General features: G+C 33.0%; 12 protein-coding genes, 1 other RNA gene and 1 riboswitch. Of the genes, 10 read left to right on the top strand and 3 right to left on the bottom strand.

Annotated elements, in window-relative coordinates; translation table 11 throughout:
* Positions 1-168 precede the first annotated feature (168 nt).
* From L6Q46_RS08680 to creD, 4 genes are all read left to right on the top strand, one after another.
* Positions 169-465 (top strand): transcriptional regulator, encoded by a 297-nt coding sequence (locus L6Q46_RS08680; protein ID WP_291283968.1) that lies wholly within the window; start codon positions 169-171, stop codon positions 463-465.
* Positions 466-519: 54 nt separating this feature from the next.
* Positions 520-975: a hypothetical protein gene (locus L6Q46_RS08675; RefSeq protein ID WP_291283967.1), complete on the top strand. Its 456-nt coding sequence runs from the start codon at positions 520-522 to the stop codon at positions 973-975.
* A gap of 1 nt (position 976) precedes the next feature.
* Positions 977-1,102 (top strand): hypothetical protein, encoded by a 126-nt coding sequence (locus L6Q46_RS08670; protein WP_291283966.1) that lies wholly within the window; start codon positions 977-979, stop codon positions 1,100-1,102.
* Positions 1,103-1,412: 310 nt separating this feature from the next.
* The gene (creD, locus tag L6Q46_RS08665; protein ID WP_291283965.1) at positions 1,413-2,708 is read left to right on the top strand and encodes a cell envelope integrity protein CreD; all 1,296 of its coding nucleotides are present in this window, start codon (positions 1,413-1,415) and stop codon (positions 2,706-2,708) included.
* 52 nt (positions 2,709-2,760) lie between these two features.
* On the opposite strand, the gene L6Q46_RS08660 is transcribed toward creD, so the two are convergent.
* The 3 genes from L6Q46_RS08660 to L6Q46_RS08650 form a co-directional block, all read right to left on the bottom strand.
* Positions 2,761-4,071, bottom strand: a complete 1,311-nt coding sequence (locus L6Q46_RS08660; RefSeq protein WP_291283964.1) for a Na+/H+ antiporter NhaC family protein — start codon at positions 4,069-4,071, stop codon at positions 2,761-2,763.
* A 57-nt stretch (positions 4,072-4,128) separates the two neighbouring features.
* A riboswitch (SAM-I-IV-variant riboswitch) is annotated at positions 4,129-4,224 on the bottom strand.
* A gap of 80 nt (positions 4,225-4,304) precedes the next feature.
* On the bottom strand, positions 4,305-6,080 hold the full coding sequence (locus L6Q46_RS08655; RefSeq protein ID WP_291283963.1) for an MFS transporter: 1,776 nt from the start codon (positions 6,078-6,080) through the stop codon (positions 4,305-4,307).
* A gap of 78 nt (positions 6,081-6,158) precedes the next feature.
* The gene (locus L6Q46_RS08650; RefSeq protein WP_291283962.1) at positions 6,159-7,382 is read right to left on the bottom strand and encodes an NAD(P)-dependent oxidoreductase; all 1,224 of its coding nucleotides are present in this window, start codon (positions 7,380-7,382) and stop codon (positions 6,159-6,161) included.
* 154 nt (positions 7,383-7,536) lie between these two features.
* Here L6Q46_RS08650 and ssrA point away from each other — a divergent pair.
* The 6 genes from ssrA to L6Q46_RS08620 all read left to right on the top strand — a co-directional run.
* Positions 7,537-7,934: a transfer-messenger RNA gene (gene ssrA, locus L6Q46_RS08645) on the top strand.
* A gap of 272 nt (positions 7,935-8,206) precedes the next feature.
* Positions 8,207-10,324, top strand: a complete 2,118-nt coding sequence (locus L6Q46_RS08640) for a ribonucleoside triphosphate reductase (protein ID WP_291283961.1) — start codon at positions 8,207-8,209, stop codon at positions 10,322-10,324.
* On the top strand, positions 10,305-10,469 hold the full coding sequence (gene nrdD, locus L6Q46_RS14010; protein ID WP_111567273.1) for an anaerobic ribonucleoside-triphosphate reductase: 165 nt from the start codon (positions 10,305-10,307) through the stop codon (positions 10,467-10,469). Before L6Q46_RS08640 ends, nrdD begins: the two co-directional genes overlap by 20 nt.
* Positions 10,426-11,148 carry an anaerobic ribonucleoside-triphosphate reductase activating protein gene (locus L6Q46_RS08630; RefSeq protein ID WP_363315871.1) on the top strand — a complete coding sequence of 241 codons (723 nt, stop codon included), beginning with the start codon at positions 10,426-10,428 and terminating at the stop codon, positions 11,146-11,148. Before nrdD ends, L6Q46_RS08630 begins: the two co-directional genes overlap by 44 nt.
* A 33-nt stretch (positions 11,149-11,181) precedes the next feature.
* The gene (locus L6Q46_RS08625; protein ID WP_111567272.1) at positions 11,182-11,616 is read left to right on the top strand and encodes an Rrf2 family transcriptional regulator; all 435 of its coding nucleotides are present in this window, start codon (positions 11,182-11,184) and stop codon (positions 11,614-11,616) included.
* Positions 11,617-11,652: 36 nt separating this feature from the next.
* The coding region (locus L6Q46_RS08620; RefSeq protein ID WP_291283960.1) for a quinolinate synthase at positions 11,653-12,173 on the top strand (521 nt) is incomplete at its 3' end.

Raw genomic sequence — 12,173 nt, 5'->3', positions numbered from 1 at the left:
AGAAGAACCAAAATTTCATATTTTATCTAAAAATCCATCATTATATAGAGAAATATGGACTTTCTATTATGTTTTTGAATCAAGTAAATTTGGAAATATGTTTTTCACAAAAGGAAATTGGAAATCAATTGATTAATAAATTAAATTACTTATAACATCTTAGAGATTATGCTTAACATTATCCAAAATATCAACAAAGCCTTTGATCACCGAATTCGTTTGGGGATTATGTCGATATTGATGGTCAATGAAAGTGCTGATTTTAATATGTTGAAAGAGTTATTAGGTGTAACCGATGGCAATTTAGCTTCACATACCAAAGCATTAGAATTAGAAAATTACATTCAAATTGAGAAACAGTTTATTGGTAAAAAACCTAACACAAAATATACTGCTACTAAAGAAGGTCGTGAGGCTTTTACGGCACATATTGAAGCACTTGAAAAATTAATCAAGAAAAGTTAACGCTATTTTTTTATCTATTTACTTTGAATTTCAAAGTACTTTTAATAACTAATTATGAGAGATTTATTCATCGAAAAAATGTACGAAATCAGTAAGAAACCGTATCAAAAATTCTTTAAAAAAGGGAACGCTTGGGATATCAATGTCAATCAGTTGATACAACTTCCTAATGATAGCTTGGGATTTCATTTGGGTTGCTTTTTACTAAAATACAACTTTGAAATCCAACCTAAATTGGAAGACCACGATATTATTCACGTATTAACCAATACTGGAATTTCAGTTGTAGACGAAATAGGAATGCAATATTATTTGTACGGAAACGGAAAACGAAGCTTGTATTTATGGATGGTAATTCTTTCAGGAACACTCTTCTATCCTACTCGATTTTCTTATTTCAAACAACAATTTCAAAGAGGAAAACAAGCGCATGAATTTTATGGATTGGATTTTTTGAATATGCTATCGGTTCCTATAACAAACATTCAACAAACTTTTAATATCAAATAATATGAACAAACTCATTAACATCAGTATGACCATCGGAATTTTATTCTTTATCGGAATGGAAATTATCAAAAACCTATCATCTGAAACAAAAACAAAACTCATAACCACATGGAAAAATATTTATTAAAACTTCCGTTTTCAATTCAAATAGCGATTTTATCTTTTTTAATTGGTACGTTATTGTTTGTAAGCTATTTTATATTTCCAAAATGGGATAATATCATATTAATAGGCATATTGTATGTATTAGCAGCCTTATTTTTTTAATATAATAGTCTTAATCAATCTGTGTGTAAACTTCATTACAGAACCTTTTCAAAGAAAAAATATTGCTTTACAAATGGTAATTGTCTTAACAAATATTCCTATTGCACTTTTTTATTTTTCAATTATTATCTATTCAATATCATCAAATTCACCTTTTTAAATCAAACATCATGGAAACACAAATGCAACAAGAACCAAAAGTACCGTTCTTTCAAACCACAACCGCTAAAATGATCATGGTTGGGATTCTAACTCTAGTATTAATCATTCCACTCGCTTTAGTACAAGAATTAATCGTAGAACGAAGCCAACGCCAAAAAGAAGTCATTACCGAAACCACTGCTAAATGGGGAAATTCCGTTTATTTTTATGGCCCTATTTTAAAAGTGCCGTATAAAGATCCAATGTCGGGAGCCAATAATTACGCTTATTTCTTTCCAGAAACTTTAAATAACAAAACCGAAGTTACCATGGTGAAACCATTGGAAAGAAGCATTTACAAATCGAATGTATTTACGACCAAAATGCAGTTTGATGGTAATTATACTAATCCAAATTTTGCTTCAAAAGGCATTCCTTCCGAAAACGTTTATTGGAATCGCGCTAAGATTTTGATTCGAACTACCAATTTGAAAAGTCTGAAAGACGAAGTAAAAATGAAAATTGGAAATCAGAATTTGGCTTTTGAGTCGGTAGCAAGTAATACAAACGATAGCATTGAAAGCCTGGAAACCAATTATTTTGATTACCAAAGTTTACAAAACGAAGCAAAATTCAATTTCACGATTTCCTTTAACGGAAGTAAGCAAGTAAAAATGGTTCCGATTGGAAAAACAACGGATGCTAAAATGACTTCGAATTGGAATTCACCGAACTTTAATGGCAACTTCTCTCCTATTTCAAGAGACATTACGGATAATGGCTTTGAAGCGAATTGGAAAATATTACATTTCAATAGACCATTTGCTCAAAACTATTTTGAAGTTTTACCTGAATTAGGTAAATATGCTTTTGCAGTTGATTTCATTACACCAGTAGATGAGTACCAACAAAGTGAGCGCGCTTCTAAATATGGATTTTTGGTGATTGGATTAACGTTTTTAATCTTCTTTTTAATTCAATCGATAAGTAAAATCAATATTCATATTTTTCAATATTCGATGATTGGAATTGCGTTAATCATGTTTTACACTTTACTGATTTCGATTACGGAACATAGTTCGTTTTCATTTGCTTATTTAGTGGCGGGAGCTTCTGTAATTATAATGATTTCGCTCTATTCGATTTCGATTTTAAAAGATAAAAAGTTTCCGATGTTCATTGGTGCTTCGTTAAGTGTTTTATACACTTTTATCTATGTAATTATTCAATTAGAAGATTATGCTTTATTAGTGGGAAGTATTGGATTATTCTTGATTTTAGCAGCCGTAATGTATTTCTCAAGAAAGATTGAGTGGAATAAATAAAAACAAAACCTCCGATTGAACATTCTCAATCGGAGGTTTTTACTTTAAACTTTTATTTCGAGTATTTCATAATAATTCGATCCCAAAAATTGCTATAAATAGCTAATAAGGTAACTAGGAATAAAAATAAATAATACCAAGCATTCAATAATAAGTCAGACCAAGCTAATAAGCCTTTAGAGAAACTAATAATAAGCAAAACTTGGGCACCATAAGGTAACAAACCTTGGAAAATACAAGAGAATATATCTAAAATAGTAGCTGTTTTCTTTGGATTAAGTTCATAATCATCATTAATTTCTTTGGCAATACCTCCAGTAACTACAATAGAAACGGTATTATTCGCTATGGCAACATTAACTAATCCTACAAGCGCTCCAATTCCCATTTGTGCCGATTTCTTCGTTTTGATGCGTTTCTTAATTTGATGCAACAAATAAGTAATTCCACCTGCTTTTTCAACCAAAGCCGCCAAACCTCCTGTTAACATGGATAATAAAAAAATATCCGTCATACTTGTAAAACCTTGATAAATGGTCTTTGAAAAAGTTAAAAGCGTAAAATCGTTCGAAATAAAACCAATAAGTCCGGCCGAAAGTATACCAATAAAAAGTGTATAAAAAACATTAATCCCAATTAAAGCCAAAACAATAACTAACACATACGGTACAATGGCAATTAATTCATACTCTTCTGCTACTACTTTCAATTGACCTTCTCCATATCCTAAAAATAATAGTACAACAATCGTTAACAGAGCTGCAGGAAGTGCAATAAATAGATTTACCTTAAACTTGTCTTTCATCTTACATTCTAAGGATTGTGTTGCAGCAATTGTCGTATCAGAAATCATGGAGAGATTGTCTCCAAACATGGCGCCACCTAATAAAGAACCTCCAATTAAAGGAAGGGATGCACCTGACTTATCAGCTAATGAAATAGCTATTGGACCTAAAGCCACTATTGACCCTACGGATGTTCCGGTGGCAGTAGATAAAAATGCTGCAATTAGAAAGATTCCCAAAGGAAAGTAGGAAGAATTGATGTTTTCTATTCCCAAATTAACTACTGCGTCAACTCCTCCCATACTTGTGGAAACTGCCGCAAAAGCTCCTGCCAAGAGATAGATAAGACACATCGTAATAATCTTAGAATCACCACAACCTGCTATCAGACTAGAAACCTTTTCGTCTGAAGTACCTTGAAAAAGTATAAAAGCAGTAATTATTCCTAAAATAACAGCAATTGATGAAGGTAAAGCGTAAAAATCATTTAGTAAAATTCCACTACCTAGAAATGTAAAAATAAAGACAGCTAAAGGCAGTAAAGCAAATAAATTGCCATTGTTTTGTGTTTGTTTCATGCGTATTTTTTAAAATTACGTATCACGAAACCCAAAATAAAACGATGAAAAAAGAGAATAAACAACATTTTTTCCAAAAGTATTGGCTTATCGTTTTAGCACCTTGCTTGTTGTTGCAGGTTGCTATCTTTGAAAAGATTCGTGATAACGTTGGCAAAATTAAATTAAAAAAATGGTAAAAAAAAACTCCGTCACAACATTACGTCATGACGGAGTTTTTTGATGATATATTTCTAATGACTTCCTTCTACTTCAATAGCATCTACATCAATGTTTTGTTTCTTTAATAAACCTTTTACTAAAATAGCAAATAATGTTAAGTAAGCGAAACATACAACTGCAACAATGTATGATTGGTGAATTCCAATAATATCAGATAATTTACCTTGTAATGGAGGAATAATTCCACCTCCTAAAATCATCATTACTAAGAATGCCGAACCTTGAGAAGTATATTTTCCTAATCCAATAATGGACAAACTAAAAATAGAAGGCCACATAATACTACAAGCTAATCCACCTGATAAAAAAGCGTAAATAGCAACTGTTCCAGTACTAAATAATCCAATTAACATTGCAATTACACCAAAAGTTCCAAAAATCATTAAAGTTCTTGCTGGTTTATCTTTACTTAAAAAGAAAGCTATAATTTGAATAATTACACAAACGATATACCAATACAAGGGTTTCATATCTTTCCCAGAAATAATATTTACTCCTAAAATGATTCCGAATGCAATAATTGGTACAATAAGTAAAGCTATTGTTTTCTTCATTCCTTGCAAATTGAAAACACTGATAGCTCCTGCCCATCTTCCAATCATTAAACTTCCCCAATACATTGAGATATAAGGCGCTATTTCTGAAGATTGTAAACCTCCAAATTCATCTAATTTTAATAATTCACCTAAATTACTTCCAACAGCAACTTCCACTCCAACATAGGTAAATATTGCCAACATCCCTAAAACTAATTGTGGATATTGCATTGCTCCCCAACCTTCCGATTTCTTTTTTGCGGATGTGTAAGAAAACATCAAACCTCCAACAACTACTAGTAAAGCTCCTGTAAGCCAAAGCATTCTTTTTTGTTCTAAAGGTTCCTGCAAAGATTTTATTACTGCCTCTTTAACAAAAATTTGACTATTTTCATTATTTAGATGTTTATACGCCTGATCTAGATTATTGTTTTCATTTATTTTTTTCAGCTCAATAATTTCATTTTGTATTTTTTCAATTTTCAAAGCTTCCTCACTTTTATAGCTTTGAAATACAGGTGTAAACATTATTGCTAACAAAACAGTCATAACAACTAATGTTCTTAAAGCTTTATTAGCTTTTTCCATTGGTTCGTTTGCAATTCCGCTAGGTACTTTTTTCGAAAACCAAAATAAAGCTGCAGCGGCCACAAATAACAACCCAACACCAACATATAGCAATACCACTTTATTAAGCTCTAATGTTTTAATTTGTTCGTCAGAAACCGAAGCTGCTGTGCCAAATAACGCTAATGCTACAATGATAGGTCCAATAGTAGTTCCAAAAGAATTAATTCCTCCGCCAAGATTTACTCTACTCGCTCCTGTTTTTGGATCACCTAACAGAATAGCAAATGGATTGGCTGCAGTTTGTTGTAATGAAAAACCTAATGCTACAATAAATAATCCAACTAACATTCCTGCGTAAACACTTGCTTCAACGGCAATAATCATGGCGCCTGCTCCTAGTGCTGAAAACAATAATCCGTAAACAATACTTTTCTTATAACCCCATTTGCCTACGATATCTTTTCCAGATAAATCCCCTAAAGCAAACAATAATAAGGCTCCAATGTAATAAGCTGTATAAAATGCAAAATCGACCAACTGAGATTGAAATTGATCTAGTGAAAAATAACTTTTACAAAATGGAATAAAAATACTGTTTCCAGCTGCGATAAATCCCCAAAAGAAAAACACTGTAATTAGCGTATATAATGCAGGATAATTGGTCTTGTTTTGATTGTTCATTAGTTAGTGATTAGTTTTAACAAATATATACGTTTTATTATAAAAACAAAAAACCCGATGAAAACATCGGGCTTGTTATTATTTTGAAGCTACAGCTTCTTGTTTTTCATCTACATAATCTTGTAAATATTTGAAACGTTCTGTTAGTTGACCGTTTTCAGTAATCTTAGCTCTTTGCAAAATTCCGTCTTTATCTCCATTAAAGAAAGCTGGAATTACATGTTGCATAAACATTTCTCCAAAACCTTCACTGGCATCTTTAGGTAATTCACAAGGTAAATTATCAACCGACATTACCATAATTGAAGCTGGATGTGTAAAAGGGACTTCTTTATGCTCGCTTGGTAAGTATCCAAAGAAAGGCTCTGCAATTGTTGATGCTTTGATGGTACAAGCTACTGGTCCATCAACATCACAAGAAATATCAGCCACTACTTGAATTTTATTATCCGCTGCACGAAGCATTTCATGAGTTAAAATATCTGGAGAACCATTTCCGTGAAAATGACCAGCAATATACATGTCGGCTACTTTCGTAAAACGCTCGAAATCTGACACATAATCTTGTGGGTTTTTATAGAAATCATTATTATCTAAAACCTGACCATCTATGCGTTTATTATAATCTAATACGTCGATTTGAGTGTAAACAGGTTCTGTATATTTTTTGTTTAAGAAATCTTCAACATTAACTTGCTTGATTTTAATTCCATCTAAAATTTCTTTGGCTCCCATTCCCACTTTACCATGACCCGTAAGTACAATTTTTATATTTGGAAGTGTTTGACGCTTTAAACGTGCAATTAAATCTTCTTTTCCACTTAACGTTTCTGCTTTTGGCAAAGTAAACAAATCATATTTAATCCCGAATCCTCTAAAACCATTGTAAGCTCCTACCAATCCAGCATAACGACCAAAACCAATTAATCTATGGTTATTAGCATCCACAATCGTTTCGTGATCATATAATTCGATATTTTTTTCTAAAATAGCTTGTAATAATTTACGATTGTAAGGTTGTTTTTTTATCGTATGCGAAAAGAAAAAGTATTTTTTGTTTGGAATTAGAGCATCTAATGGAACTTCTTTTACCCCAAAAAGCACATCACAATCTGACATGTCAGTAGTTACATTTAGTCCTAAATCGCGATATTGCTCATCTGAAAAAATTCTAATATCCGAACTTTCTACTTTTATTTCCGCTTCGGTATGTTCTGATTTTAAGCGTACTAACTCTTCTGGAGTAAATACTACTCTTCTATCTGGTGGATTTTTTCTTTCTTTTATAATTCCAAACTTCATAGCAAACAATATATTTAACTGAATATTGATTTAATGTTACAAATATAACTTTAAAGAAGCGACTATGCAAAGTTTTTTTAATTGAAAAAAAGAATGTAATTTTGGCTCACTTTTTGAAGAATACCATTTAGAAAGTATTCTACTTATTTCACATGGGGTCGACTGGTTTTGACAGCGAGTGGAATTGATTAGTAAGCACGTCGAGCATTGTATGTTTAGCTCGTAAATCCAAATATACAAACCTATAAACGGCGAAAATAATTACGCTTTAGCTGCTTAATCTGAATTATAGTAAGATTTGCCTAGTTCCTACCAGGTAGGAAAGCTAGATTCTCCTCAAAAGCCTTGGTTTATGGCGGTTGGTTAAGGGGAACCGTAAAAGTAGACCTAGGAACGGTAATGCTTTAAATCCGTTCTGACACTGACAGAGCTAAGCAAAGAGTGGCGGTTTCTAGCCTTGCTCTTTGTCGAAAATCTAAGATGAAACTAAGCGTGTAGAAAGCTATTTGATTGCTTGTTTGGACGAGAGTTCGATTCTCTCCGACTCCACAAAAAATCCTGTAAAGTACTTATTTTACAGGGTTTTTTATTTCCAATAAGGAAATTCACTTTCATTTAAAGATAATCATTTTTCCATAAAAACTTTTACTCTTTATAATTTCAATTTATTATTGTTTTTATTTATAAAATTAAAACTTCGATTTATCAAAACAACTTATCAACAAAAACGAATTATAATTTGTTGATTATTATTTATTCAAACAAGACTAAAAAGTCTTTTTAATATTTAAATTTGTTCCATACCACAATTAAAATTCTGCAGTATGGATAAATTTGTAATCAAACGAAATGGCACGTATTTACCATTTGAACCTTTTAAAATAGAAGAAGCCATTACAAAAGCTTTTGCTAGTGTAAGCGAAACTTTAAATCCAAAAGTAATTGAAACCGTGTTCCAATTGTTATCGCACGAAGACACTTGGGCAGTAGAAGATATTCAAGATAAGATTGAAAAAACGCTTTTCGAATACGGTCATTATGAAGTGATGCGTTCTTTCATGTTGTTCCGTCACACCCGAAAACTGCAGCGCGAACACGTTTTAGGATTAAATGATGACACCACTTATGTTGATAGCACCCAAACAATAGAAGAATATACCAACCAAACGGATTGGCGCATTAACGCCAACGCCAATACTTCGTATTCGAACGCAGGTTTAGTTAATAATGTCGCAGGAAAAATCATTGCTAATTATTGGTTAGACAAAATTTATTCTAAAGAAGAAGGTTATGCGCACCGAAATGGCGATATTCATATTCACGATTTAGATTGCTTAACTGGTTATTGTGCGGGTTGGAGTTTACGCGTTTTATTAAATGAAGGTTTTAACGGTGTCCGTGGCCGAGTGGAAAGTCGTCCTCCGAATCATTTTAGAGAAGCATTAGGACAGATGGCGAATTTTCTTGGGATTTTACAAAGTGAATGGGCCGGTGCTCAAGCTTTTAGTTCGTTTGACACCTATTTAGCTCCTTATGTTTTCAAAGATAATTTATCGTATGAAGATGTTTTAAAAGCGATTCGAAGTTTTGTTTACAATTTGAATGTGCCTGCACGATGGGGACAATCGCCGTTTACGAATATTACTTTGGATTGGGTAGTTCCTGACGACTTAAAAGAGCAAATCCCAACTCGAAACGAACAGCATCTTTTCAAAGGAATCACTTCAAAAGATTTTATAAAAAGAGCCAAAGAAAGAGGCCTTTCAGACATAAGCGAAATGCGTTACGAACACTTTCAGAAAGAAATGAATCTCATCAACAAAGCCTATTATACGGTTATGACCGAAGGCGATGCGCATGGACAACCGTTCACCTTCCCTATTCCAACGGTCAACATTACCGAAGAGTTTGATTGGTACGGAGAAAATACCGATATTCTTTTCGAAAATACAGCGAAAATTGGTTCGTCTTATTTCCAGAATTTCATCGGAAGTCAATATACGTATGATGAAAACGGCAATAAAGTTGAAAATCCAAATGCCTACAAACCCAATGCCGTACGAAGTATGTGCTGCCGTTTACAACTCGATTTACGCGAATTATTAAAAAGAGGAAACGGTTTATTCGGTAGTGCGGAAATGACGGGAAGTATCGGTGTGGCGACTATCAATATGGCGCGATTGGGTTATTTGAACAAAGGTAATAAAGCCAAATTATATTCCGATTTAGATCGTTTGTTAGAAATTTCGAAAGCGACATTAGAGAAAAAACGCGTTTTTATTCAGGAAATGTACGATAGAGGATTGTTTCCCTATACCAAACGTTATTTGCCTCATTTCAGAAATCACTTTTCTACAATTGGTGTGAACGGAATTAACGAAATGATTCAAAATTTTAGTGATGGAAAAGAAGATATCGTTTCGGATTACGGAATGGCGTTCGCAACCGAAATTTTGGAACACATTCGAACCAAAATGAGAGCTTATCAAGAAGAGACTGGTAATTTATACAATTTAGAAGCCACTCCTGCAGAAGGAACTACATATCGTTTTGCGAAAGAAGACAAAAAACGTTATTCCGATATAATTCAAGCAGGTGAAGGCGAAAATATTTACTACACGAACAGTTCGCAATTACCAGTAGATTACACCGAAGATCCGTTTGAAGCTTTGTTGTTACAAGACAATTTACAATGTCAATACACTGGAGGAACGGTTTTGCACTTGTATATGAACGAAAAACTAAGTTCGGTAGAAGCGTGTAGAAATTTCATTAAAAAAGTAATTACGAATTTCAAATTGCCTTACATCACGGTGACTCCAGTTTTCAGCGTTTGTCCGAAACATGGCTATTTGAATGGCGAGCACGAGTATTGTCCAAAATGCGATGAAGAATTATTAGCAACCTTAAATACAACATCCTATGCAAACACAAACCACTGAAGCTTTGCTTCAACACAATGAAAAAAGAACCAAATGTTTGGTTTATACACGAGTAATGGGCTATCACAGACCTGTAGAAAGTTTTAATATTGGAAAAAAAGGTGAACACAAACAACGAACCCACTTTAGAGAATGTAAATCTTGATTTTCTAAACAAAAAAGCCATTCATAGTTTTACACCCTTCACACTGTTAGATTATCCCGATAAATCGGCTTGTATCTTATGGTTTGCAGGGTGTAATATGAAATGTGATTATTGTTACAATCCCGAAATAGTTTTCGGAAAAGGCTCTTTTTACTTTTCCGAAATCATTTCGTTTTTAAAATCCAGAAGCAATTTGTTGGATGCCGTAGTTTTTAGCGGTGGCGAATGTTTGATACATAAAGACATCATTTCATTCATAAAATTAGTAAAAAGTCTAGGATTTTTAATCAAAGTGGACACCAATGGAAGTCAGCCCAAAGTACTCGAAAAACTAATAGAAGAACATCTCATCGATTATGTAGCATTGGATTTTAAAGGTACAAAAGAGAAATTCTTTGCGATTACAAAATCGGATTTTTATACTCAATTTCTAAGTTGTTTGGAATTGCTTCAAGCGAGTTCCATTTCATTTGAAGTCCGAACTACTTATCATTCCTCTTTATTGAATCCAGAGGATATTGCTGCAATGCAACACGTTTTATTGGAATTAGGTTACGACAAAAACTATTACATTCAAAATTTCAGAAATTATCAAAACACGATTGCTCCACTACCCGATTCGCAATCCATTTCGGAAAAGGATATCCATCAGAATATGACTAAAATCATATTTCGATGATTTAAAATCCCTAACTTTGTGTAAATTTTATCTATGTTTTCAAAAACCTGTGAATATGCCATACGAGCTACCATTTACATTGCCTCAGAATCGTCTGCTGGCAAGCGTTGCGGTATTCGAGACATTGCCAGAAAAATTGAATCGCCAGAGCCTTTTACAGCTAAGATTTTACAACGTTTGGTAAAAGCCGACATCATAAAATCGATTAAAGGAAATGGTGGTGGTTTTGAAATCGAAAAGGTACAATTGAAACACATTAAGTTAGAACAGCTCGTAAAAGCTATCGACGGAAATGACTTATTTGACCGATGCAGTTTAGGCCTTCATGATTGTTCCGACAAACAACCATGTCCTTTTCATCATAAGTACAAGCCATTACGTGAAAATTTAAAGAAAACGCTTAAAGAAACCTCTCTTTTGGATTTAATTAGTGAATTCAATACCGGAGAGACTTTCCTTAAGCTTTAAAAAATTTAATTAAATAAAAGATAAAAATATCCTCTAATGAAAACAACTTCGGATTTAAAAGAGAAAATTCTTGAATTGAAAAAAAGGAAAAATGCGGTTATACTTGCGCATTATTATCAAGAAGAAGCTATTCAAGAGATTGCTGATTTTGTGGGTGATAGTTTAGAATTATCAAGAAAAGCATCGCAAGTTGATGCGGATATTATTGTTTTTGCTGGCGTCTATTTCATGGCAGAAACGGCTAAAATTGTCAATCCGAATAAAAAAGTAATCGTTCCCGATGTAAAAGCAGGTTGTTCCCTTGCCGATGGTTGTCCACCAGATGAATTCAAGAATTTCTTAGAAAAATATCCGAATCATACCGTTGTAACTTATATCAATTGCACAGCTGAAGTTAAAACCTTAACCGATATTGTTTGCACTTCTTCCAATGCTAAAAAAGTAATTGCATCTATTCCAGAAGACCAACCTATTGTGTTTGCTCCTGATAAAAATTTAGGCAAATATTTAATTGCTGAAACAGGTCGTGATATGGTTTTATGGGAAGGTTCTTGCAT

Source organism: Flavobacterium sp. (assembly GCF_023151265.1).
Classification (GTDB): Bacteria; Bacteroidota; Bacteroidia; order Flavobacteriales; family Flavobacteriaceae; genus Flavobacterium.
Note: the sequence above shows the minus strand (reverse complement) of the source record. Positions and strands in the feature narration are given on the sequence as shown.

Bases quoted from the DNA above. Each gene is read 5' to 3' on its own strand.
- L6Q46_RS08680 (WP_291283968.1), top strand. From the start codon at position 169: ATGCTTAACATTATCCAAAATATCAACAAAGCCTTTGATCACCGAATT.
- L6Q46_RS08675 (WP_291283967.1), top strand. From the start codon at position 520: ATGAGAGATTTATTCATCGAAAAAATGTACGAAATCAGTAAGAAACCG.
- L6Q46_RS08670 (WP_291283966.1), top strand. From the start codon at position 977: ATGAACAAACTCATTAACATCAGTATGACCATCGGAATTTTATTCTTT.
- creD (WP_291283965.1), top strand. From the start codon at position 1,413: ATGGAAACACAAATGCAACAAGAACCAAAAGTACCGTTCTTTCAAACC.
- L6Q46_RS08660 (WP_291283964.1), bottom strand. From the start codon at position 4,071: ATGAAACAAACACAAAACAATGGCAATTTATTTGCTTTACTGCCTTTA.
- L6Q46_RS08655 (WP_291283963.1), bottom strand. From the start codon at position 6,080: ATGAACAATCAAAACAAGACCAATTATCCTGCATTATATACGCTAATT.
- L6Q46_RS08650 (WP_291283962.1), bottom strand. From the start codon at position 7,382: ATGAAGTTTGGAATTATAAAAGAAAGAAAAAATCCACCAGATAGAAGA.
- L6Q46_RS08640 (WP_291283961.1), top strand. From the start codon at position 8,207: ATGGATAAATTTGTAATCAAACGAAATGGCACGTATTTACCATTTGAA.
- nrdD (WP_111567273.1), top strand. From the start codon at position 10,305: ATGCAAACACAAACCACTGAAGCTTTGCTTCAACACAATGAAAAAAGA.
- L6Q46_RS08625 (WP_111567272.1), top strand. From the start codon at position 11,182: ATGTTTTCAAAAACCTGTGAATATGCCATACGAGCTACCATTTACATT.